The sequence below is a fragment of the Rhizobium sp. Pop5 genome (assembly GCF_024721175.1).
Taxonomy (GTDB): Bacteria; Pseudomonadota; Alphaproteobacteria; order Rhizobiales; family Rhizobiaceae; genus Rhizobium.
Window position 1 is genome coordinate 55561 of sequence record NZ_CP099399.1, and the last position, 20819, is coordinate 76379.

Consider the following 20819-nt stretch of genomic DNA (forward strand, 5'->3'; position numbering starts at 1 on the left):
TCAAACAGCAGAAGCCGGCGACCATGAGCAGGATCGCCAGATATCTCTTAAATTTGAATGAAACTTTAGAGGCTAGCCCAGGGAAAACCGCAGGAATTCCCTTAAAATCAAGGGGCTCTTTCGGCGGCTTCGCAAAAGAGACGGAGTTATATTCTGTCTGCGACTTCTCCGCTCGAGGGGATCGAAGGTTGCGCTCCGGCCTTGAGGCATGCGAGCGAACCGGCAACGGCTGCGCGGCGCAGCGCCGAGGCGAAATCGAGCCCCTCGTCGAGGCTCGCGGCGAAATAGCCGCAGAAGGTGTCTCCCGCGCCGACCGTATCGACAGGTTCGATCACCAGGCCCCGAGCCCTTGAAATTGCCCCGTCGCGAATGGCGATAACCCCATCGCCGCCGAGCGTCACGATCAGCGTCTGGCCGGTCTCCTGATGCAGGCGGAGAAGCGCTGCCTCGCGCGCGGCGGCGTCCATGCCGTTCTGTCCGGCGAGCCGCTCGAACTCGGTCTCGTTGGCAATGACGATATCAGCGAGCCGGCCGAGACGCGGCGCGTCGGGGATCAGCGGAGCAAGGTTGAGAATGCTGGTGACGCCCTTGGCGCGGGCGGCCGACAGCGCGCGCTCGACGGCCGCGACGGGCACTTCGAGCTGCAGCATCAGGATATCGCCTTCGTTCATGCCGCCGACAGCAGTTTCGGCATCGGCTGATGTGACCAGGCCGTTGGCGCCAGGAACGACGGCAATCATGTTTTCCCCGTCACCGCCGACAAGGATCAGCGCCGTGCCGGTGGGACCATCGACATGGCTGACGAGGGAGAGATCGGTTCCCGCATCGTCGAGCAGGGCAAGGGCATCAGCGGCAAAGGCATCCTTGCCGACGGCGCCGGCCATATGCACGTGGCGGCCGGCGCGGCGCGCCGCCAGCGCCTGGTTGGCGCCCTTGCCACCGGCTGCCGTGGCAAAACCGTTGCCGGCCACGGTTTCGCCGGGCTTCGGCAGGCGGTCGGTCGTGGCGATGAGATCCATGTTGATGGACCCGAAAACTGTAATCATGAAGATGCCTCGTCATCTGGAGCCTGCTGGCGACGGCATGCTCCAACTTTTCGGTAGAATTGCGGGCGCGACACTGCCCGAAGCGGTCACTCCTCGTCAACCACCCGCAGCTTGAGAAGGCCGGTGCGGCTTTCCACTGATTTGGTCGCGGGCTCGCTGTCCCGGGCCGGCTTGCCGTCGCCCGCCTCGAATTCCAGCGCTTCGATCTTGGCACCGCGCTTGGTGAGCTTGTCGGCAGAGGTGACAACCATGTCGATATCCTTCTGCGCCATGGCGAAATGGCCTTGCAGCTTGCGCACCCGCTCGTCGAGACGGCCGAGATCGTCCATCAGGATCGCCACCTCGCCCTGGATCAGATGCGCCTGCGCCCGCATGCGCTGATCCTTGAGGACGGCCTGGATGACCTGGATCGACAACATCAGCAGCGACGGCGAGACGATGACGATGCGCGAACGGTGCGCCTTCTGCACCACCGGTTCGAAGTTTTCATGGATCTCGGCGAAGATCGATTCGGAGGGCACGAAGAGAAAGGCCGTATCCTGGGTTTCCCCCTGGATCAGATATTTCTCCGAAATGTCCCGGATATGGACTTCCATATCGCGGCGGAACTGCTGACTTGCGATCTTGCCGGCCTCGGGACTGCCCGCGTCACGAATCGCGTTCCAGGCTTCGAGCGGGAATTTCGCGTCGATCACCAGCGACGGTGCGTCGTTCGGCATGCGGATCGTGCAGTCCGGCCGCGAGCCGTTGGAGAGCGTCGGCTGGAAGGCATAGGCGCCCATCGGCAGGCCATCGGCGATGATCGTTTCCATACGCGATTGGCCGAAGGCGCCGCGCGTCTGCTTGTTGGACAGAATGGCCTGCAAGCCGACGACATCCTTGGCGAGAGTCTGGATATTGTTCTGTGCGGCATCGATGACCGCCAGTCGCTCCTGAAGCCGCTGCAGGTTCTCATGCGTCGATTTCGTCTGCTCGGTGATCGTCGAACTCACTCGCTGCGACATGCCGTCCAGGCGTTGGTTGATCGCCTGGTTGAGTTCGCTCTGCCGTGCGCCGAAGACCTCGGCCATGGCCGTGATGCGGCCCTGCATCTCCGCCTGGATTTTCAGAAGCTCGGCCATGCGGGCCTCACCTTCGGCCGCGCGCAGGCTAGCCTCCTCCGCCTGCTCGCGGCGAAGGCTGGCGCCGCGCAAGAGAAGGGCGACCGCCAACAGGACGAGGACCGCAAGAGCCCCGCCGGCAAGCGCCAGCATGGCCGGGCTGATCGAGACAAGGGAAAGAGCGAACGAATCGGAATGACTGGTCATGCCGCAACCATAACAGAAGAAATGACAACATATAGATCAAAACGTGAACAAAATTGACGGTCCCCAATATCTTCGCAAACCGCTGTTCTTCCTCATCACAAAAAAATCGCAGCCTAATTTAACGATTGCTCAACCATATTCGCCAAAACCTGTGGCGTAGAATTTCCCTCCCGCGCGTTTGCGCCAAGCATAGAGATCCCCATGACGTCCCAGCAGACCGACAGTGCCCTCGGGCAGCGCCTTGATTTCATCGAACTGGATGAGGCGGCGCGCAAGTCGATGCGAGATCTGCGCCCTGTCATATCGGAGCTGATCGGCGGCGCGCTCGACAAATTCTACGCCAAGATCGCCAGGACCTCCGCCGTCGCCGGCCTTTTTGCCGATAAATCCCATATGGGTCACGCCAAGAAGCGCCAGCAGGATCATTGGGCCAATCTCGCCGGCGGTGCATTCGACGAGAGCTACGTTGCCGGCGTGACTGCCGTCGGTCGCACACATGCCCGCATCGGGCTGGAGCCGCGCTGGTATATCGGCGGTTACGCCATCCTCATGTCGGAACTCGTCAAGGGCATCATGGAGAAACAGTGGCCCTCGGTCTTCGCGCGCCGGCAGGGCAAGCAGCTGGCCGAGACGCTGTCGGCCGTCATCAAGGCCGGCATGCTCGACATGGATTATTCCATCTCGGTCTACTTGGAAACGCTTGAAGCCAAGCGGCGTGCATTGGAGGAGGAGCGCGCCCAGGCCGAGGCCGACCAGAAAATGGCGCTGGAGCAACTGCGCCGCGGTCTGGAAGCGCTGTCGAACGGTGATCTGGAAGCCACCCTCCCGATCGATCTGCCGGGCAACTTCCGGCAGATGGCCGAGGATTATAACCGCGCCGTCAGCGCCCTTCGCAAGTCTTTTGCATCCGTGCGCGACACATCGGGCCATATCATGAGCGGCGCCGACGTCATTTCCAACGCCACCAACGACCTTGCGCTGCGCACCGCCCAGCAGGCGGCGGGCGTCGAGGAAAGTTCGGCCGCCCTGCAGCAGCTTTCCGTCAGCGTCGGGCAGACAGCCGCCAATGCCGAGAAGGCATCGGATGCCGTGCGCGAGACGCAGCAGAAGGCAAAGAACTCGGGTGAACTCGTCACCAGCGCCGTTTCGGCGATGGCCGGCATCGAAAAATCTTCGACCGAGATCTCCAAGATCATCGGCGTCATCGACGAGATCGCCTTCCAGACCAATTTGCTCGCATTGAATGCCGGTGTCGAAGCGGCCCGTGCCGGTGACGCCGGCAAGGGTTTTGCGGTCGTCGCCCAGGAGGTCCGCCAGCTCGCCCAGCGCACCGCCGACGCAGCCAAGGAGATCAAGAACCTCATCTCTCAGAGTTCGACCCAGGTCAACCAGGGTGTCGGCATCGTCTCCAGCACCGGCGAGGCGCTGAACGACATGATCGGCCGCATCGATATCATCAACCGTTTCGTCGCCGATATCGCCGCCACCGCCCGCGATCAGGCGACCGGCGTCAACGAGGTCAGCGTAGCGATCCGCAGCATGGGCGAAATCACCCAGCAGAATTCAGGCATGGTCGAGCATACGTCGGCGGAAACCCGCCGCCTCAAGGACGAGGTGGAGAGCCTGATCGAGCTCTTGCGGCGCTTCCGCGCCCGGCCGGAGAGCCATTCCGTCATCTCCGCCCGCCGGGCGGCGTGACGCGAATATGGCGAAATTCCGGGTGGGTATGGGAAAAAAGCGTATTCCCCGCCCGCCGGATAATTCCATAGTCGGAAAAGATGGGTTATGGGAACGCCATGACCATCAAGCCACTCATCATTCTTCCCGATCCCCTTCTTCGCCAGCTCTCCAAGCCGATCGAGCGGGTGGATGTCGATCTGCAGCGCCTTGCCGACGACATGCTGGAAACCATGTACGACGCCCCTGGTATCGGCCTTGCCGCAATCCAGATCGGCGTGCCGCGCCGCATGCTCGTTATCGACGTGTCGCGCGAAGGTGAAGAAAAGCAGCCGCAGGTCTTCATCAACCCGGAGATCGTCACATCCTCCGACGAGCGTTCCGTCTATGAGGAAGGCTGCCTGTCGATTCCGGATTATTATGCCGAAGTCGAGCGCCCGGCTGTCGTCTCGGTCAAATATCTCGACCGAAACGGCAAGGAACAGACGGTGGAAGCCGACGGCCTGCTCGCCACTTGCCTGCAGCACGAGATCGACCATCTGAACGGCGTGCTGTTCATCGACCATATCTCGCGGCTGAAGCGGGAAATGGTGATCAAGAAGTTCACCAAGGCGGCGAAGTCCAAGGCGCTCTGACGACGCATTGAAAATGCGTCGTCAGAGCATTATGATATCGCCGATATCATGATGGAGGTGCCGAATGGGTGATCTGCTTATCCGGGATGTTCCGGACGCCATGAAGCGGCAGCTTCAGGAAAGCGCGCAACGCAATGGCCGCAGCCTTTCGGAAGAAGCAATCGAAATCATCCGTCGGCAGATCGCTGCTGAGCGTTCGGGAGCGCCTGCAGGGCGGCGTCTGCGATCGCTGATGGGAGAGGAAAGATTGAGCGATGACGAAGTGAAGGCTATCGCTGCGTCTCGCCACGAAAGTGATCGCGAACCGCCGCGTTTCGACAGATGATCGTCCTTGATACGAACGTAATATCCGAATTGCAGGGAAGAACCCACAGCGAACGGGTATTGAACTGGCTGGACGCTTACGACGTCGAGACGCTGTTCCTGACGACGATCTCCGTCGGGGAAATGCGTTATGGGCTTGAACTCCTTGATGACGGCAGGCGAAAGACGGCATTGATTTCCGACTTCAACCGGATCGAGTCCGAATTTGCCGGTCGCATCCTCGGTTTTTCGCTCAGCGCAGCCAATCGCTACGGCCTGCTGGCTGCAGCGCGCAGAAAGGCAGGACGGCCGGTGGAAACGAAGGATGCCATGATCGCCGCCATCTGCCTTTCAAACGGCGCGACGCTCGCCACCTGCAACACCAGAGATTTCGAGGGGCTTGATCTCAAGCTCGTAAACCCGTTTGAAGACGGTTGATCCTCAATTGGCGAGATAGAATGTCTCTTCGCATCATTTTCATGGGAACGCCGGAATTCTCGGTCCCGACCCTGCGCCTGCTCGTTGAGGCTGGGCACAGCATCGTTGCGGTTTACACGCAGCCTCCGAGGCCGGGTGGGCGGCGCGGGCTCGATCTGCAGAAATCGCACGTGCATCAGGCGGCCGAACTGCTCGGTCTTCCCGTCTTCACGCCTGTCAATTTCAAAGACCCCGAGGAGCGTGAGCGTTTTGCCGCCTTCAATGCAGATGTCGGCGTCGTTGTTGCCTATGGATTGCTGCTGCCGGAGGCGATTTTGAACGGCACCAGGGATGGATGCTACAACGGCCACGCCTCGCTGCTGCCGCGCTGGCGCGGGGCGGCACCCATTCAGCGGGCGATCATGGCCGGTGACGAAAAGACCGGCATGATGGTGATGAAGATGGACAAGGGGCTCGATACCGGCGCGGTCGCGCTGACCCGTGAGATCGAGATTGAGCCGAACATGACGGCGGGCGAGCTGCACGACCGGCTGATGCTGACCGGCGCCAAGGCGATGGCGGAGGCGATGGTAAAGCTGGAGATGAATGACCTGCCGCTGACCCCGCAGTCGGAAGAGGGCGTGCTCTATGCCGCCAAGATCGACAAGGCTGAGACGCGCATCGATTTCGCCCGAGATGCCAGGAATGTGCATAATCATATCCGTGGCCTGGCACCGTTTCCGGGCGCCTGGTTCGAGCTTGAGATCGGCAGCAAACCGGAGCGGGTGAAGGTGCTGGGCTCCGAGCTGGCGCAAGGGCAGGGCGCTGCCGGAGAACTGCTGACGGATGATCTCGTCGTCGCCTGCGGTTCGGGCGCGGTGCGGCTGACCAGGCTGCAGAAGGCGGGCGGCAAGCCGCTGGCCGCGGATGATTTCCTCAGGGGCACGCCGCTAGCCGCGGGCAAGAGGCTTTCCTGATGCCACGGTTCTGCATGACCGTCGAATATGACGGCGGCCCTTATGTCGGCTGGCAGCGCCAGGAGAACGGCCACTCCGTGCAGGGAGCGCTCGAAGCAGCGGTGCTTTCGCTGACCGGCGAGACGGTATCGATCCGCGGTGCCGGACGCACCGATTCCGGCGTCCACGCCATGGGGCAGGTGATCCATGCCGATCTTTCGAAGGATTGGTCGCCCTACAAGTTGCAGAATGCGTTGAACGCGCATCTGAGGCTTGCCGGCGAGCGCGTCTCCATTCTCGACGTCGAGTTGGTTCCCGAATTCTTCGATGCCCGCTTCTCGGCGCTGAGACGTCACTACCTTTACCGTATCGTCAGCCGCCGGGCGCCGTTGGCGCTCGAGGCTGGCAAGGCCTGGTGGGTGCCGAAGGCGCTCGACCACGAGGTCATGCATGCAGCAGCCCAGAAATTGGTCGGCCGGCACGATTTCTCCACCTTCCGCTCCGCCCATTGCCAGGCGAACAGCCCTGTGCGCACGCTCGACCGGCTGGATGTGACCCGCAACGGCGAGTTGATCGAAATCCGCGCCACGGCGCAGAGCTTCCTCCACAATCAGATCCGTTCTTTCGCCGGAACGCTGAAACTCGCCGGTGAGGGCAAATGGACGCCGGAAGATGTGCAGGCGGCGCTCGAAGCGCAGGACCGCAAGGCCTGCGGCCCGGTGGCACCGCCGGAAGGGCTCTATTTCATGCAGGTGGATTATCCCGAAGTGATCATCGACCGCCGCAGGCCGGCCGGCGATGCCGATGAGAGTGACGATCTGTCGTAAGCTCGATCAGAGGGGATAGATGCCGAGGAAGTGCTGCAGATATTCCGAGAGGATCATCGATGGCACGAGCAGCGCCAGCGTCAGAGCGCCGACCATCAGGGCATGGCCGTGGCAGATCATCCGGAGAATGCGCGCAAGCACGAAGACCTGCGCCAGCATGAAGACGAGGAGCAGTATCGAGACGAGGCCGACGGCTCCGGGCAGAAAGAACACCAGCGCCAGCAGCAGTCCGTTGATATAAGAGAGCGGCACGCCGAGCCAATTGACGCTCACGACGACGGGCGCGAAGCGCTCGCCCATGCGGAAGGCAAGCAGCAGTAGCCCGGCAAAGACCAGTGGCACGAACCAGTTGGCGACTTCGACGAGGCCGAGCCTGATATAGAAGGCGAAGTCGACATCGGCTTCCGGCGGCATCGATCGCAGAAAGGCCTGCCGCCACCAGAGCCAGGAAATACCCATCGGTGGCAGGCACCAGACCATCGCCCAGAACGAGCGGTTGACACCGCGGTCCGACATGTCGAGGAAGCGGAAACCGCGCGGATCCAGCCGGATCAGCAGCCAGAGGCCGGCCAGATAATATTGAACTTCCCTAAGACCCGGCATTGGCGAACCAGCGCGCGATGAAGGTTTCGTAGATCGCCGTCAGCGTTTCCAGGTCGGATACTGCGACGCGCTCGTCGACCATGTGCATCGTCTGGCCGACGAGGCCGAATTCGACGACCGGGCAATAATCCTTGATGAAGCGCGCATCCGACGTGCCGCCGGTGGTGGAAAGAGCCGGCGACTGGCCAGTCACGCTTTCGACTGCCGATGATAGCGAGGCGATCAGGCCGTTGTTGCGCGTGAGGAAGACATGGCTTGGCCGGTCGGCCCAGACGATGTCGTACCTCACCGGCTCCCGCCCCGGCCGCAGCCGGCCGTCAGTGGCCGCGGCATCGAGACGTCGCAGGATTTCGGCGCGAAGCGTCTCGGCCGTCCAGCTATCGTTGAAGCGGATGTTGAAGCTTGCCGATGCCTTGGCCGGAATGACGTTTGTCGCGGGATTGCCGACATCGACGGTGGTCACCTCAAGGTTCGACGGCTGGAAATCGTCGGTGCCGCCGTCGAAAGGCGGGTCCATCAGCGCCTGCGTCAGCTGCAGAATGCCGCGCACCGGATTGTCGGCAAGGTGGGGATAGGCCGCATGGCCCTGCACGCCATGAACCGTGATCTTGCCCGACAACGAGCCGCGCCGGCCGATCTTGATCATGTCGCCGAGCCTGTCCGGATTGGTAGGCTCGCCGACGAGGCAGGCGTCCCAGCGCTCGCCGCGTTCGGCCGCCCATTGCAGGAGCTTGATCGTGCCGTTGATCGCCGGACCTTCTTCGTCGCCGGTAATGAGGAAGGAAATCGAGCCTGCGGGCGGTCCGTTCTTTTCGATATGGCGGGCAATGGCGGCAGCGAAACAGGCGATGCCGCCCTTCATGTCGACGGCGCCCCGGCCGAAGAGTTCACCCTTCGAAATCTCTGCGGCGAAGGGCGGATGCGTCCAGGCGGCTTCGTCGCCGACCGGCACGACATCGGTATGGCCGGCAAACATCAGATGCGGGCCGTCGCTGCCGAGGCGCGCATAGAGGTTCTCGATGTCGGGCGTTCCCTCTTCGCTCGCCTTCACCCTGTCGATCTTGAAGCCGAGCGGCGCAAGCATCGCCTCCAGCGCCGTGAGCGCTCCGCCTTCGGCTGGTGTCACGGAGGGGCAGCGAATCAGCGCCTGCAGATTGACGACGGGATCGGTAGCGGTCATGGCGGTCGAATTATCCGGCGGGAATGGCAAAGACATGGCAAGGCGAAGCCCGCCTCGCCTAAAAAGACGCCGTCTGTTTATCGGATCAACGTCCCGATGTCATCAATCTCGGAGCAGCTCGTTGATGCCCGTTTTGGAGCGGGTCTTTTCATCGACGCGCTTGACGATGACGGCGCAATAGAGATGCGGCGCCGGCTGCCCGTTCGCCATGGTCGCATTGCCCGACGGCATCGAGCCGGCGACGACGACGGAATAGGGCGGCACTTCGCCGTACATCACCTCGCCGGTGGCGCGGTCGACGATCTTGGTCGACTTGCCGATAAAGACGCCCATGCCGAGCACGGAGCCTTCGCGGATGATGCAGCCCTCGACGACTTCGGAACGGGCGCCGATGAAGCAATTGTCCTCGATGATTGTCGGGCCGGCCTGCATCGGCTCTAGCACGCCGCCGATGCCGACGCCGCCGGAGAGATGCACATGTTTGCCGATTTGCGCGCAGGAGCCGACGGTCGCCCAGGTATCGACCATCGTGCCTTCGCCGACATAGGCGCCGAGATTGACGAAGGACGGCATCAGGATTGCGTTCGGCGCGATATAGGCCGAGCGACGCACGACGCAGTTCGGCACGGCGCGGAAGCCGGCGGCGCGGAAATGGTTCTCGCCCCAGCCCTCGAATTTAGAGGGCACCTTGTCCCACCAGGTCGAATTGCCCGAACCACCCTTGACCACGTCCATGTCGTTGAGGCGGAAGGACAACAGCACGGCCTTCTTCAGCCACTGGTTGACCGTCCAGGCGCCGTCGGTGCCCCGTTCGGCCACGCGGGCCTTGCCGGCATCGAGCAGATCGAGCGCTGCTTCGACCGCATCGCGAACCTCGCCCTTCGTCGACGTGTTCACATTGTCGCGATTGTCGAAGGCGGCTTCGATGGTCTTTTCGAGGGATGCGAGGTCGATGGCGCTCATGAGAATTCCTTAAACTTCGATCTTTATCGTCGAGACGGCGGAGTCTCAGAATTACGATCGGCGGCGGTGTGTCCTGCTCTACAGCATGCACCCGTAGAACGGAATGAATTTTCGGACAAGATCATATCTGGATTCAAGGCGTTGTAGCGACATATCCGGTTTCACGGCCGGCAATACTGAAAGGCATTTCGATATGGCGAAGGGACGAAACGGCGGTTCGCGGCGCAAGGATGGTGTCTGGGATCCGCTGAAGAGCAGCTCGACCGACAGGCAGCGCGCCGAAGCGGTGCCGAAGACGCCGCAGACGCTGTCGCCCGCCTACCGTCTTGCCTATGTCGACGAGGATTTCCTCTGCCGCGAGGAACTGCGGCCGATCCGCTTGCAGCTGGAGCTGATGAAGACGGAAATGATGCTGACCGAACGCGGCATCAGGTCGACCGTCGTCATGTTCGGCGGCGCCCGCATTCCCGCCCCCGGCCAGAGCGCCTGGGCGGCGCGCAACGATATTCAACGCGCCAATCTGGAGGCTGCGTCCGTCTACTACGACGAGGCGCGCAAATTCGCCCGGCTCTGCTCGAAATATTCGGCCACTTTCGATTTCCACGAATACGTCATCGTCACTGGCGGAGGCCCCGGTGTGATGGAGGCGGGCAATCGCGGTGCGGCCGACGAGGGCGCGCCTTCGATCGGCCTCAACATCGTGCTGCCGCACGAGCAGGCACCGAACGTTTATGTGACGCCGGAACTCAGCTTCAACTTTCACTATTTCGCCATCCGCAAGATGCATTTCATGGTGCGGGCCAAGGCAATCGCGGTCTTTCCCGGCGGCTTCGGAACGCTCGATGAATTCTTCGAATGCCTGACGCTGATCCAGACCGGCCGCATGGAGCGACTGCCGCTGATCCTCTTCGGGGAAGCGTTCTGGCGAAGCATCATCAATTTCGAGGCATTGGCCGAATTCGGCACGATTGCGCCCGACGACGTCAAGCTAATCAGCTTCGTCGAGACGGCCGAAGCTGCGTGGAAGATCGTGCAGGATTTTTACGAGCGCCGCGAATAAGGCTCAAGCGCGGCGTTTCAATTGCATGAGGCATAAGAAATCTCTTTCCCCGCGCGGGCAGGGAAAGAGTGGAGGCAATGGTTCGCGTAGCCTTACAGGAGTGGTCGGTCCGGCATGTCGTCGATTGAGATGACGCCGTCCTTGTTGCGGTCCATCCGCACAAACAGCTTGTCGATGGCGGCTTCGGCTTCCTGCTTGGAAATCTGGCCATTCTCGTCGGTGTCGATCCGCTCCATCATGATCGAAGCATGCATGATGTTGCTGCCGTGGTGCATCCAGCGGTGGCCGCCGTCGTGGTCATCGCGTGGCGGCGGTCCCTGGTCGCCATTGTCCGATGTCTCGGGCGCGGCATTCCCATCGCTGTTTTCGCCGGCATTCTGCTTCCGCTGATCTTTTATCGCCTTCATCTCAGCCTGCCGGTACTGACGGATTTCGCCTGGCGTCAGCGAGCCGTCATTGTTGGTGTCGATCGCGGCGAAGATCTTGTCGACGCCTTCGGTGGCCTCTTCCTTGGAGATCTTCCCGTCCTTATTGGTGTCAAACTGCTTGAGCATGCGGACATAGGTGATCTCAAAGAAGGCGTCGCGGCCCGGCCGGCCCATGCCGGCATGCTGGCGCGGCCCATCTCCGGGGGCGGCAAAGCTTGCCCCGGCGGCTGCGCCGAAAACGAGGACGGAGGAAAGTGCTGCCAGTATCAGCTTGTTGCGGTACATCGTGTATCCCTTTCGTAAGGTGTCCCCTCACGAAAAAGGTATGGCAACGCGGCAGGAAGACCCAGTTAAACATCGGTAAGCTGGGTGAAACTTTCGTAACGTGACGCCCCGTCAGCTGCCGGATCCGGTCACCTTGCCGAGAAAAGCAACGAGGTCGTCGGTGACGAAATCGATGTGATCTTCCTCACCGCTGGTTTTTTCCCACCATTCGACAACCGTTTCTTCCAGATTGCGCGGCACCAGCAGCACGGTCTGCATGCCGAGCGCTTTCGGTACAGTCAGGTTGCGCGGCAGATCCTCGAACATCGCCGCCTTGCTCGTTTCGACGCGCTTCAGCGCGGTGAATTTGTCGTAGGTCGCCTGCGCCGGTTTCGGCACGTAATCGGCGGCGACGATATCGAAGATGTCGTCGAAGTGCTCGAGAATGCCGAGCGCGCCGGCCGTCATTTCGGCATGTTTGACGCTGCCGTTGGTGAAGATGAACTTGCGCCCCGGCAGCGCCTTGATCGCATCGCCGAGTTCCGGCTGCGGCGTCAGCGCCGAATAATCGATCGCATGCGCCTTTTCGAGAAAGTCGTTCGGATCGATGCCGTGATGGATCATCAAGCCCTGCAGCGTCGTGCCATGGTCGAGATAATACTTTTTCTGCAGCTTGCGTGCTTCCTCCCGCTCCATCTGTAAGAGCGCCGCGACATAAGCGGTCATGTTCTGGTCGATCTGCGCGAAGAGATTGACGTGATGAGGATAAAGCGTGTTGTCGAGGTCGAACACCCAATCGGTGACGTGTTCGAAATCGGCTCTTTCAGGCGTACGGTCGATCTTTGTCATGGCCGCCCTTATGGCACGGCTGCTGCAGCAAGGAAATCGACAAGAAAAAATAGACGCCCGATTTTCGGCGGACGCGGCATGCGCGGGATGCTAGAAAGTGGACATGCTCTTCGAACGCCCCGACGATGATACGCTTTATGACGCCCTGATCGCGCGCAGCGCCGATTATGAAGGCCAGGCCTATGTCTGCGTGAAGACGACAGGCATCTTCTGCCGCCTGACCTGCCCGGCGCGCAAGCCGAAGCGGGAAAACACCGTCTTCTTTGATACGATCGCCGCCTGCATGCATTCGGGCTTTCGGCCGTGTCAGCGCTGCAGACCACTCGAGCAGCCGGGCCGCGAGCCGATCGTCGACGAGCTCGTGGCAAAGCTCGACCGCGAGGCGGAGGTGCGCTGGACCGAAGATGAACTGGTACGTCGCGGCTACGATCCCTCGACCGTGCGGCGTGCCTTCAAACGGGCGCTCGGTATGACCTTCCATGATATCGTCCGCTACCGCCGTCTCGGGGAGGCGGCTCGGCAGCTCGCCGACGGGGCACGTGTCATTGATGCGCAAATGGAAGCCGGCTACGAGTCTCCGAGTGGTTTTCGCACAGCCTTTCAGCGGCTCGTCGGCAAGGCACCGGCGCTCTCGCAAAACCGCGAACTGCTCTTTGCCGACTGGTTCGACACGCCGCTCGGGCCGATGATTGCCGTTGCCGACAAGACGCATCTGCATCTCCTCGAATTCCATGATCGCAAGGCGTTGCCGACCGAGCTCGAAGCACTGCAGAAGCGCGTCCGTTCTTCTGTCGCGATCGGCCGCACGCCTGTCATCGACCAGATCGAGGCGGAGATCCGGGATTACTTCGCCGGCCGGCTGACCTCCTTTAAAACGCCTCTGGCGCTCGGCGGCACACCCTTCGAAAAGCGTGTCTGGGCGAAGCTCCTGGATATCCCTGTCGGTGAGACGCGCGCCTATGGCGATCTTGCAAGGGAGATGGAGCGGCAGGAGGTCGTGCGTGCCGTCGGCCGCGCCAACGGCGCCAATCAGTTGGCCATTATCGTGCCCTGCCATCGCATCCTTGGCGCGGATGGCTCGTTGACCGGCTATGGCGGCGGGCTCTGGCGCAAGCAATGGCTGCTACGGCATGAAGAGAATATCGCTATGCAGACGAAGATGGAGGAGACGGCATGAACCAGATTGAAAAGGCCAAAGCATTCCACGCATTGCACCGGAAGGGCGATCCGATCGTCCTCTATAATATCTGGGATGCGGGCACGGCGAAGGCCGTTGCCGATGCCGGGGCCAAGGCGCTTGCAACGGGAAGCTGGTCGGTCGCAGCAGCCCAAGGCTATGCGGACGGCGAGAAACTGCCGATGCCGGCGCTGGTCGAAACGGTGAAGGCGATCACCAATGTCATCGACCTGCCGCTTTCGGTCGATTTTGAAGGCGCTTATTCGACCGAGCCCGCCGGTGCTGCCGCCAATGTCGCCAGGCTGGTGGAGGTCGGCGCCATCGGCATCAATTTCGAGGATCGGGTCGTCGACGGCAGCGGGCTCCATCCGGTCGAACGGCAGGCGGCGCGCATCCGCGCCATTCGCGAGATGGCGGAAGGAAAGGATATTCCCTTCTTCATCAACGCCCGCACCGACCTCTTCCTTGCCGAGAGCGATCTTTCCAAACATGCCGGTCTGGTAGACGAAGCGATTGAGCGGGGCAGGGCCTATGCGGCGGCCGGCGGCAGCGGCTTCTTCGTTCCGGGCTTGATCGACCCCGCATTGATCGAAAAGATCTGCGCGGCATCGTCGCTGCCGGTCAACGTGATGATGCGGGCAGGCGCTCCAGATCTGAAAGCGCTGGCAAGGCTCGGCGTCGGCCGCGTCAGCTACGGTCCCGGGCCTTACCGATCGATGATGGAAAAGCTGAAGCAGGACGCGGCGGCGATCTATAGCCAGCTTTGACGCCGATTATCTCGGCCGCCGCGTAAAAGGAGATGCGCCCTTCGCATCGTTAAAGGGCGCAGCCTTCGATCAGGGAACGATCAGCGTGCCGATGCCGTGCTCGGTGAAGATCTCGAGCAGGACGGAATGGGCGGTCTTGCCGTTCAGGATGACGACACCCTGCACGCCGGCCTTGATCGCATCGATGCAGGTTTCGACCTTCGGGATCATGCCGCCCGAGATCGTGCCGTCGGCGATCAAGGCACGCGCTTCGGCGACGGAAAGCTCCTTGATGAGCTGGCCGTTCTTGTCGAGAACGCCGGGAACATCGGTCAGGAAGAGCAGGCGAGTGGCGTTCAGCGCACCGGCAATGGCACCGGCGAAAGTATCGGCATTGATATTGTAGGTCGCGCCGTCACGGCCGGGTGCGACCGGCGCGATGACGGGGATCATCTCGGAGCGAGCGAGAAGATCGAGCAGCGTGCGGTCGACTTCGACCACTTCGCCGACGAAGCCGAGATCGAGCACCCGCTCGATGTTCGAATCCGGATCCTTCACGGTCTTGCGCGCTTTTTCGGCGAAGACCATGTTGCCGTCCTTGCCGCAAAGGCCGATTGCCCATTCGCCGGTCTGGTTGATGAGCGCGACGATCTCCTTGTTGATCGAGCCGGCGAGCACCATCTCGACGATCTCGACCGTCTTCTGGTCGGTGACGCGAAGCCCGCCCTCGAATTTCGATTCGATGCCCATCTTGTTGAGCATGGCGCCGATCTGCGGGCCGCCGCCATGAACGACGATCGGGTTGACGCCCGATTGCTTCAGGAGCGCGATGTCGCTGGCAAACGCCTTGCCGAGCTCGGGATTGCCCATGGCGTGGCCGCCGTATTTCACGACAATCGTCTTGTTCTCGTAGCGCTGCATGAAAGGCAGCGCCTTGGCCAGAAGCCGTGCCTGAATTTCGCTTTCGGACTCGTTCATGGGAACCCCGCAGAATTGATCGCGGCCTTTTATCCCAAGTTTCTGACAGAGGGAATAATCCAGCATGCAATAGTTTTTCGTATGTGACGCGGGGCCGGTGGATTCCGCGGTCCGGCGCGGTGAAACACGATATGAGGAACGGCATGCAAGGCGATGGGATCGCAGACCTGATCGGCCGCGTCGCGCTCGGCGACCGCACGGCTTTCGTTGCCCTCTACAACCAGACTGCGCCGAAACTTTTGTCGATCTGCCTGCGTATCTTGAAGGATCGCGCAGAAGCCGAGGAAGCCCTGCAGGAAGTCTATATCAGCATCTGGCAGCGCGCCCGGAGCTTCTCGACCGCTTCGGGCTCGCCCCCGGTCTGGCTCGCTGCGATTGCACGCAATCGTGCGATCGACGTGCTGCGGGCGCGCAAGCCCGTCGCCGACGAACTGGACAGCGCCTACGACCTTGCCGATTCCGCACCCGACCCGGAAAAGCAGACCATCACGAAGGATGAAGGAAGGCGGATTGACACCTGCATGGAAGAGTTGGAAGCTGATCGTGCGGTCGCGGTGAAACGGGCTTATGTCGAAGGGCTGAGCTATCAGGAACTGGCCGATCAGTTTGGCGTTCCGCTAAACACGATGCGGACCTGGCTCAGGCGCAGCCTCTTGAAACTGAGAGAGTGCATGGAACGATGACATCGCCCGACAAAAGCAAGGGAAACCGCTCCCGCGACGAGGTTCTCGCCGGTGAATATGTGCTTGGGGTCCTCTCACAGCAGGATCGCCGGGTGGTGGAAGAGCGCATGCGTCACGATCGCACGTTCGCAGCGATCGTCAGCCGCTGGGAAGCCAACCTCTCCTCGTTCAACGACGAATATGAAGGCGTCGCCCCGAATCGGGAAACCTTCAAGCAGATCGAGGCGCGGCTTTTCGGCGATGGCGAAAAAAGCGCGTCCTTTTCGCATGGGCTCTGGAATTCCGCGGTCTTCTGGCGCTCGCTGGCCTTCGCCTGCATCGTCGTCGCCGTCAGCGCCGTCATCTTCGCCTCCGGCGTGGTGCCGCAGCCGCAGGGGCCGACACCGCTGGTGGCCGAGCTTTCGGGTGAAAACAACGTCATCAATCTTCGTGCATCCTACGAAGTGCAGAGCGGCCGGCTGAAGATCGTGCCGGTCGCGGCCGGCAAGCCGGAGGAGAAGTCACTCGAACTCTGGCTGGTACCAGGCAGCGGCGTACCGAAATCGCTCGGTATCTTCCAGCCGGGTGAGGGCGGTGAACTTCTCATTCCAGCCGATTTGCGCAGCCAAGTCGGCGATGGCGCCATACTTGCCGTCAGCCTCGAACCCTTCGGCGGCTCGCCGACCGGGCAGGCGACGGGCCCTATCGTTGCAAGCGGCACCGTCCGCCGGCCGTAAAACAATTTCTCCTTTTTGAAACTCTTCGGCACGGCCCTCCGTAGATCGAAATGTCCGGACGACGCTTGAGGCATAAAGCCGGCGGACGGTGCCCGGCCAGAGGAGAAAATCATGATCAAGTCTGCATTGTGCATCGCCGCGCTCGCCACTGCCATGTCGGCCGTCGCCTTCACCGCTTATGCGAAGAACCCGGTGGTCGGCGGCGCAGCGATGTTCGAAAAGAAGAACATCGTCGAAAACGCCATGAATTCCAAGGATCACACGACACTGGTCGCAGCCGTCAAGGCCGCCGGCCTCGTCGGCACGCTGGAGAGCAAAGGCCCCTTCACCGTCTTCGCGCCAACCAACGAAGCCTTCGCCGCCCTGCCGGACGGCACCGTCGACTCGCTGCTGAAACCTGAAAACAAGGCAAAGCTGACCAAGGTGCTGACCTGCCACGTCGTTGCGGCAGACGCGATGGCCAAGACCGTTGCCAAAATGATCAAGGATGACGGCGGTGAGCACGACATCAAGACCGTCGGCGGCTGCGTGCTGAAAGCCAGGGAAAGCATGGGCAAGATCACGCTGACCGATGAAAACGGCGATGTCGCCCATGTAACGATCGCCGACGTCAAGCAATCCAACGGCGTCATCCACGTCGTCGATGCGGTACTGCTGCCGAAGATGTAATCCACGCGTATCGGCAAGGACGATGGGGCGCTCTTCGGGGCGCCCCTTCTATTTCCAGTTGGCGATGCCGACGGTTTCGGCGATCGCCTGCCGCAAGTCATTCAGCCCGTCGCCCTTTTCCGACGAGGTGGAAAGCACGGCGGGATAGGCGGCCGGGCGCTTGCGGATCTTTTCCGCCGTCTCGGCAAGCAGCTTCGGCACGGCGGGCGCCTTGATCTTGTCGGTCTTGGTCAGCACCACCTGATAGGAGACGGCGGCCTTGTCGAGCAAGGTCAGCACGTCCTCGTCGTTCTTCTTGATGCCGTGGCGGCTATCGATCAGCACATAGACACGTTTGAGCGTCGCGCGGCCGCGCAGATAATCGAAGACGAGCTTGGTCCATTTGTCGACCTGCTCCTTCGGCGCCTGCGCGTAACCGTAGCCCGGCATGTCGACGATCGCCATCGGCGGCAGGTCGTTGCCTTCACCCGAATAACCATCCGGAACGAAATAGTTGAGTTCTTGTGTGCGGCCCGGCGTGTTCGATGTGCGCGCCAGGCCTTTCTGGCCGACCAGTGCATTGATCAGCGACGATTTTCCGACATTCGAGCGCCCGGCAAAGGCCACTTCCAGAGGCCCTTCCGGCGGCAGGAAGTTGAGCGACGGGACGCCGCGGATGAAGATCCAGGGGTGGCCGAAGAGCGGCTTTTCGGTATCGGGCATGCGGCCTCGGCAATCTCTGGGTTCGGTCTTTTATCGGGCTTCGTGGTTTTGCGGACAGATGTCAAGCTTCGGCGGCTGGAAATGAAAAGCCCCGCCGGAGCGGGGCTTGGCAAAGGTTCATTTCGATGGCGCTTCTTTTCGTCGGAACAGGCCCTTCAGATTGTTGAAGAGCTCGATCTTGACGCCATGGCGCTTCATGATCACCGACTGCTGCAGCACCGAGAGCGTGTTGTTCCAGGCCCAGTAGATGACGAGGCCGGCCGGGAAGCTCGCCAGCATGAACATGAACACCAGCGGCATCCAGTTGAAGATCATCGCCTGCGTCGGATCGGGCGGCGTCGGGTTCATGCGCATCTGGAAGAACATGGTGATGCCCATGATCAGCGGCCAGACGCCGAGATGCAGCATCGTCGGCGCGTCGAAGGGTAAAAGGCCGAACAGATTGACGATCGACGTCGGATCGGGCGCCGAAAGATCCTTGATCCAGCCGAAGAAGGGCGCGTGCCGCATTTCGATGGTGATGTAGATCACCTTGTAGAGCGAGAAGAAGATCGGGATCTGCAGCGCCACAGGCCAGCAGCCGGCGATCGGATTGATCTTTTCTTCCTTGTAGAGCTGCATCGTCGCCTGCTGCAGCCCCATCCGGTCGTCGCCGAATTTCGCCTTCAGTTCCTCCATCTTCGGCTGCATGCGCTTCATGTTCGCCATTGAAGCGTATTGCTTGCTGGCGAGCGGGAAGAACAATGCCTTGACGACGATGGTGGTGCACAGGATCGCCACGCCGAAATTGCCGAAGAAGCGGAAGAAGAAGTCCATCAGCTTGAACATCGGCTTGGTGATGAAATAGAACCAGCCCCAGTCGATCAGGCGGTCGAACTTCGGGATCGAGTAGGACACCTCGTAGCCGTCGATGACAGGCACTTCCTTGGCGCCGGCAAAGACGAGGTTCTTGAGCTCGATCGATTGGCCCGGCGCGACCGTGAAGGCATCGTCCTTATAGTCGGCCTGATAGCGCGGCTGGCCATCGCTGAAATGCGAGAAGCGGGCCTCATAGGCGGAGCTCTGCGGCGGAATGATCGTTGCAGCCCAGTATTTGTCGGTGATGCCGAGCCAGCCGCCGGTGGATTTCGCCGGCGTTACCGGCTCCTTCTCCGTAGCGGTATATTTGGTTTCGACGAGGCCATCGTCGCCGATGACGCCGATGAAGCCTTCATGCAGAACGTAGGCGGACGGCGTCGTCGGCTTGTTGTAACGTGTCACGCGGCCGTAGGAAGAGAGCGAGGCGGGAGCCTGCCCGGCATTCTCGATCTTGTCGACGACGGTGAACATGTAGCGTTCGTCGACGGAGATGGTGCGGGTGAACGTCAGGCCCTTGTCGTTGGTGTAGGAAAGCGTCACCGGAGTCTTTTCGGTGAGCTTGGCGCCTTCTGGCGCGGTCCAGAGCGTCGAGGGGCCGGGAACGGCACCCGTCGCGTCGCCGCCGATATAGCCGAGTTCGGTAAAGTAGCCGTCCTTGGTTTCTGCCGGGCTGAACAGCGTGATGGTCGGGCTCGAGTCGTCGACGGTCTCGTGATATGCCTTGAGCTTCAGGTCGTCGAGGCGAGCGCCGGCGAGGTTGATCGAGCCGGAAAGCGCAGACGTGTCGATGACAACGCGCGGGGTCTTCTCAAGCGCCTGCTCGCGCGTCGCCGTCGCTTCTGCCTGGCCGGAAGGTGCCGCGCCGCTCGTCTGGGCCGGTGCCTGGCCGCCTGCCGCGGGCTTCTGAACCTGTTCGGTCTGCTGCTGCGCCTTCTGGGCTTCTTGCGCCTTGCGCTGAGCCTCGATGCGCGGATTCATATAGAGAAACTGCCAGCCGAGGACGATCAGCACCGAGAGAGCGATCGCAATGAAGTAATTGCGGTTGTTTTCCATCATACGTTCCTGGGGCGCCCGTCTCCGGAGCGCCGGTGTTTCGGCTTGGTTTCCACGCGAAATTTCAGTTCCGCAGCCAATTCTTTGAAGGACGCCTCAAGCACGTCCCTGCGCGCGACAACCACATAGTCGTGTCCGGGCTGCATTGCAAACCCCGCATGAAGCCGCACCGCCTCTTTCAGGCGGCGGCGCATGCGGTTGCGTTCGACCGCGTTGCCATGTTTCTTGGTGACTGTAAAACCGACGCGGGCTTGGCTGTCGGGTTCCTTCCGGTCGAGGACTTCGAGAAGGAAGAGGCCGCCCCGGCGTTTTTCGCCTTCGCGGACAGCAAGAAACTGCGGGCGGCTCTTCAGCCGCCCGACAGCGTGTTTCTGATTTCTGGTCGTCAATTCGCCCGCCATCTCTTATCGGGCAACCCGGCCTTAAGCCGAAAGACGCTTGCGGCCCTGCGCGCGGCGGGCAGCGATGACCTTGCGGCCACCCTTCGTGGACATGCGCGCACGGAAGCCGTGGCGACGCTTGCGAACAAGCTTGGATGGTTGGTAAGTACGCTTCATTTATTTAAACACCGCGGAGTGCGGCCCTTCTTGAATTTGCAGAATGCAAGGAGCGTTGTTTTTCGAACGGGCGGGCCATGAAAGGCCTGAATGACCGGACGTGCGGCGGCTTATACGGATGAAGGCCGTGAAAGTCAATTATACCGGAGATTTTCAAGTAAAGTC

At 61.4% G+C, this 20819-nt stretch carries 24 protein-coding genes; 12 read left to right on the forward strand and 12 right to left on the reverse strand.

Annotation, left to right across the window (positions count from 1 at the left end):
• Positions 1 to 146 precede the first annotated feature (146 nt).
• Together NE852_RS02450 and NE852_RS02455 are read right to left on the reverse strand one after the other, a co-directional pair.
• Positions 147 to 1046 carry a ribokinase gene (locus NE852_RS02450; RefSeq protein WP_008524502.1) on the reverse strand — a complete coding sequence of 300 codons (900 nt, stop codon included), beginning with the start codon at positions 1044 to 1046 and terminating at the stop codon, positions 147 to 149.
• Between the two features lie 86 nt (positions 1047 to 1132).
• Positions 1133 to 2353: a DNA recombination protein RmuC gene (locus tag NE852_RS02455; protein ID WP_008524499.1), complete on the reverse strand. Its 1221-nt coding sequence runs from the start codon at positions 2351 to 2353 to the stop codon at positions 1133 to 1135.
• A gap of 201 nt (positions 2354 to 2554) precedes the next feature.
• Between NE852_RS02455 and NE852_RS02460 the strand changes: the two genes are divergently transcribed.
• The 6 genes from NE852_RS02460 to truA all read left to right on the forward strand — a co-directional run bounded on the left by NE852_RS02460 (position 2555) and on the right by truA (position 7168).
• A complete protein-coding gene (locus NE852_RS02460; RefSeq protein WP_008524497.1) occupies positions 2555 to 4051 on the forward strand; it encodes a globin-coupled sensor protein in 1497 nt (498 codons plus the stop codon).
• A gap of 98 nt (positions 4052 to 4149) precedes the next feature.
• Complete coding sequence (gene def / locus NE852_RS02465; RefSeq protein WP_008524495.1) at positions 4150 to 4665, forward strand: peptide deformylase; 516 nt, start codon at positions 4150 to 4152, stop codon at positions 4663 to 4665.
• A gap of 64 nt (positions 4666 to 4729) precedes the next feature.
• Positions 4730 to 4990 carry a plasmid stabilization protein gene (locus tag NE852_RS02470; protein ID WP_008524492.1) on the forward strand — a complete coding sequence of 87 codons (261 nt, stop codon included), beginning with the start codon at positions 4730 to 4732 and terminating at the stop codon, positions 4988 to 4990.
• The gene (locus NE852_RS02475; RefSeq protein WP_008524491.1) at positions 4987 to 5406 is read left to right on the forward strand and encodes a type II toxin-antitoxin system VapC family toxin; all 420 of its coding nucleotides are present in this window, start codon (positions 4987 to 4989) and stop codon (positions 5404 to 5406) included. The genes NE852_RS02470 and NE852_RS02475 overlap by 4 nt, the downstream gene beginning before the upstream one ends.
• A gap of 20 nt (positions 5407 to 5426) precedes the next feature.
• The gene (gene fmt / locus NE852_RS02480; RefSeq protein ID WP_008524489.1) at positions 5427 to 6362 is read left to right on the forward strand and encodes a methionyl-tRNA formyltransferase; all 936 of its coding nucleotides are present in this window, start codon (positions 5427 to 5429) and stop codon (positions 6360 to 6362) included.
• On the forward strand, positions 6362 to 7168 hold the full coding sequence (gene truA / locus NE852_RS02485) for a tRNA pseudouridine(38-40) synthase TruA (protein ID WP_008524487.1): 807 nt from the start codon (positions 6362 to 6364) through the stop codon (positions 7166 to 7168). Before fmt ends, truA begins: the two co-directional genes overlap by 1 nt.
• 6 nt (positions 7169 to 7174) lie before the next feature.
• Here the strand turns inward: truA and NE852_RS02490 are convergent, their stop codons facing one another.
• The 3 genes from NE852_RS02490 to dapD all read right to left on the reverse strand — a co-directional run bounded on the left by NE852_RS02490 (position 7175) and on the right by dapD (position 9914).
• Positions 7175 to 7771: a hypothetical protein gene (locus NE852_RS02490; RefSeq protein WP_008524484.1), complete on the reverse strand. Its 597-nt coding sequence runs from the start codon at positions 7769 to 7771 to the stop codon at positions 7175 to 7177.
• Entirely contained in the window at positions 7758 to 8951 is a 1194-nt protein-coding gene (gene dapE / locus NE852_RS02495) for a succinyl-diaminopimelate desuccinylase (RefSeq protein ID WP_008524482.1), read from the reverse strand. Before dapE ends, NE852_RS02490 begins: the two co-directional genes overlap by 14 nt.
• 102 nt (positions 8952 to 9053) lie before the next feature.
• Positions 9054 to 9914 carry a 2,3,4,5-tetrahydropyridine-2,6-dicarboxylate N-succinyltransferase gene (dapD, locus tag NE852_RS02500; RefSeq protein WP_008524480.1) on the reverse strand — a complete coding sequence of 287 codons (861 nt, stop codon included), beginning with the start codon at positions 9912 to 9914 and terminating at the stop codon, positions 9054 to 9056.
• A gap of 193 nt (positions 9915 to 10107) precedes the next feature.
• On the opposite strand from dapD, the gene NE852_RS02505 reads away from it, so the two are divergent.
• A complete protein-coding gene (locus tag NE852_RS02505) occupies positions 10108 to 10974 on the forward strand; it encodes an LOG family protein (RefSeq protein ID WP_008524478.1) in 867 nt (288 codons plus the stop codon).
• Positions 10975 to 11066: 92 nt separating this feature from the next.
• Here NE852_RS02505 and NE852_RS02510 read toward each other — a convergent pair whose 3' ends face one another.
• Together NE852_RS02510 and NE852_RS02515 are read right to left on the reverse strand one after the other, a co-directional pair.
• Positions 11067 to 11687, reverse strand: a complete 621-nt coding sequence (locus tag NE852_RS02510) for an EF-hand domain-containing protein (RefSeq protein WP_008524475.1) — start codon at positions 11685 to 11687, stop codon at positions 11067 to 11069.
• Between the two features lie 111 nt (positions 11688 to 11798).
• Complete coding sequence (locus tag NE852_RS02515) at positions 11799 to 12515, reverse strand: pyrimidine 5'-nucleotidase (RefSeq protein ID WP_008524473.1); 717 nt, start codon at positions 12513 to 12515, stop codon at positions 11799 to 11801.
• A gap of 103 nt (positions 12516 to 12618) precedes the next feature.
• Between NE852_RS02515 and NE852_RS02520 the strand changes: the two genes are divergently transcribed.
• Both NE852_RS02520 and NE852_RS02525 read left to right on the forward strand, forming a co-directional pair.
• The gene (locus NE852_RS02520; RefSeq protein ID WP_008524471.1) at positions 12619 to 13692 is read left to right on the forward strand and encodes a bifunctional transcriptional activator/DNA repair enzyme AdaA; all 1074 of its coding nucleotides are present in this window, start codon (positions 12619 to 12621) and stop codon (positions 13690 to 13692) included.
• On the forward strand, positions 13689 to 14459 hold the full coding sequence (locus tag NE852_RS02525; RefSeq protein ID WP_008524469.1) for an isocitrate lyase/phosphoenolpyruvate mutase family protein: 771 nt from the start codon (positions 13689 to 13691) through the stop codon (positions 14457 to 14459). Before NE852_RS02520 ends, NE852_RS02525 begins: the two co-directional genes overlap by 4 nt.
• 69 nt (positions 14460 to 14528) lie before the next feature.
• Here NE852_RS02525 and argB read toward each other — a convergent pair whose 3' ends face one another.
• Positions 14529 to 15416: an acetylglutamate kinase gene (gene argB, locus NE852_RS02530; protein WP_258156171.1), complete on the reverse strand. Its 888-nt coding sequence runs from the start codon at positions 15414 to 15416 to the stop codon at positions 14529 to 14531.
• A gap of 143 nt (positions 15417 to 15559) precedes the next feature.
• Between argB and NE852_RS02535 the strand changes: the two genes are divergently transcribed.
• The 3 genes from NE852_RS02535 (at position 15560) to NE852_RS02545 (ending at position 17484) form a co-directional block, all read left to right on the forward strand.
• A complete protein-coding gene (locus NE852_RS02535) occupies positions 15560 to 16099 on the forward strand; it encodes a sigma-70 family RNA polymerase sigma factor (protein ID WP_008524455.1) in 540 nt (179 codons plus the stop codon).
• On the forward strand, positions 16096 to 16815 hold the full coding sequence (locus NE852_RS02540; RefSeq protein ID WP_258156172.1) for an anti-sigma factor domain-containing protein: 720 nt from the start codon (positions 16096 to 16098) through the stop codon (positions 16813 to 16815). Before NE852_RS02535 ends, NE852_RS02540 begins: the two co-directional genes overlap by 4 nt.
• A gap of 111 nt (positions 16816 to 16926) precedes the next feature.
• Complete coding sequence (locus tag NE852_RS02545; RefSeq protein WP_258156173.1) at positions 16927 to 17484, forward strand: fasciclin domain-containing protein; 558 nt, start codon at positions 16927 to 16929, stop codon at positions 17482 to 17484.
• A gap of 48 nt (positions 17485 to 17532) precedes the next feature.
• Here the strand turns inward: NE852_RS02545 and yihA are convergent, their stop codons facing one another.
• The 4 genes from yihA to rpmH all read right to left on the reverse strand — a co-directional run bounded on the left by yihA (position 17533) and on the right by rpmH (position 20654).
• Entirely contained in the window at positions 17533 to 18186 is a 654-nt protein-coding gene (gene yihA, locus NE852_RS02550) for a ribosome biogenesis GTP-binding protein YihA/YsxC (RefSeq protein ID WP_008524450.1), read from the reverse strand.
• A gap of 117 nt (positions 18187 to 18303) precedes the next feature.
• On the reverse strand, positions 18304 to 20097 hold the full coding sequence (yidC, locus tag NE852_RS02555; RefSeq protein WP_258156174.1) for a membrane protein insertase YidC: 1794 nt from the start codon (positions 20095 to 20097) through the stop codon (positions 18304 to 18306).
• On the reverse strand, positions 20097 to 20498 hold the full coding sequence (rnpA, locus tag NE852_RS02560; protein ID WP_008524441.1) for a ribonuclease P protein component: 402 nt from the start codon (positions 20496 to 20498) through the stop codon (positions 20097 to 20099). The genes yidC and rnpA overlap by 1 nt, the downstream gene beginning before the upstream one ends.
• Before the next feature lie 21 nt (positions 20499 to 20519).
• A complete protein-coding gene (rpmH, locus tag NE852_RS02565; protein WP_008524438.1) occupies positions 20520 to 20654 on the reverse strand; it encodes a 50S ribosomal protein L34 in 135 nt (44 codons plus the stop codon).
• Between the last annotated feature and the right edge of the window lie 165 nt (positions 20655 to 20819).

Coding starts and splice junctions, on each gene's coding strand:
- NE852_RS02450 (WP_008524502.1), bottom strand. CDS start 1,046: ATGATTACAGTTTTCGGGTCCATCAACATGGATCTCATCGCCACGACC.
- NE852_RS02455 (WP_008524499.1), bottom strand. CDS start 2,353: ATGACCAGTCATTCCGATTCGTTCGCTCTTTCCCTTGTCTCGATCAGC.
- NE852_RS02460 (WP_008524497.1), top strand. CDS start 2,555: ATGACGTCCCAGCAGACCGACAGTGCCCTCGGGCAGCGCCTTGATTTC.
- def (WP_008524495.1), top strand. CDS start 4,150: ATGACCATCAAGCCACTCATCATTCTTCCCGATCCCCTTCTTCGCCAG.
- NE852_RS02470 (WP_008524492.1), top strand. CDS start 4,730: ATGGGTGATCTGCTTATCCGGGATGTTCCGGACGCCATGAAGCGGCAG.
- NE852_RS02475 (WP_008524491.1), top strand. CDS start 4,987: ATGATCGTCCTTGATACGAACGTAATATCCGAATTGCAGGGAAGAACC.
- fmt (WP_008524489.1), top strand. CDS start 5,427: ATGTCTCTTCGCATCATTTTCATGGGAACGCCGGAATTCTCGGTCCCG.
- truA (WP_008524487.1), top strand. CDS start 6,362: ATGCCACGGTTCTGCATGACCGTCGAATATGACGGCGGCCCTTATGTC.
- NE852_RS02490 (WP_008524484.1), bottom strand. CDS start 7,771: ATGCCGGGTCTTAGGGAAGTTCAATATTATCTGGCCGGCCTCTGGCTG.
- dapE (WP_008524482.1), bottom strand. CDS start 8,951: ATGACCGCTACCGATCCCGTCGTCAATCTGCAGGCGCTGATTCGCTGC.
- dapD (WP_008524480.1), bottom strand. CDS start 9,914: ATGAGCGCCATCGACCTCGCATCCCTCGAAAAGACCATCGAAGCCGCC.
- NE852_RS02505 (WP_008524478.1), top strand. CDS start 10,108: ATGGCGAAGGGACGAAACGGCGGTTCGCGGCGCAAGGATGGTGTCTGG.
- NE852_RS02510 (WP_008524475.1), bottom strand. CDS start 11,687: ATGTACCGCAACAAGCTGATACTGGCAGCACTTTCCTCCGTCCTCGTT.
- NE852_RS02515 (WP_008524473.1), bottom strand. CDS start 12,515: ATGACAAAGATCGACCGTACGCCTGAAAGAGCCGATTTCGAACACGTC.
- NE852_RS02520 (WP_008524471.1), top strand. CDS start 12,619: ATGCTCTTCGAACGCCCCGACGATGATACGCTTTATGACGCCCTGATC.
- NE852_RS02525 (WP_008524469.1), top strand. CDS start 13,689: ATGAACCAGATTGAAAAGGCCAAAGCATTCCACGCATTGCACCGGAAG.
- argB (WP_258156171.1), bottom strand. CDS start 15,416: ATGAACGAGTCCGAAAGCGAAATTCAGGCACGGCTTCTGGCCAAGGCG.
- NE852_RS02535 (WP_008524455.1), top strand. CDS start 15,560: ATGCAAGGCGATGGGATCGCAGACCTGATCGGCCGCGTCGCGCTCGGC.
- NE852_RS02540 (WP_258156172.1), top strand. CDS start 16,096: ATGACATCGCCCGACAAAAGCAAGGGAAACCGCTCCCGCGACGAGGTT.
- NE852_RS02545 (WP_258156173.1), top strand. CDS start 16,927: ATGATCAAGTCTGCATTGTGCATCGCCGCGCTCGCCACTGCCATGTCG.
- yihA (WP_008524450.1), bottom strand. CDS start 18,186: ATGCCCGATACCGAAAAGCCGCTCTTCGGCCACCCCTGGATCTTCATC.
- yidC (WP_258156174.1), bottom strand. CDS start 20,097: ATGGAAAACAACCGCAATTACTTCATTGCGATCGCTCTCTCGGTGCTG.
- rnpA (WP_008524441.1), bottom strand. CDS start 20,498: ATGGCGGGCGAATTGACGACCAGAAATCAGAAACACGCTGTCGGGCGG.
- rpmH (WP_008524438.1), bottom strand. CDS start 20,654: ATGAAGCGTACTTACCAACCATCCAAGCTTGTTCGCAAGCGTCGCCAC.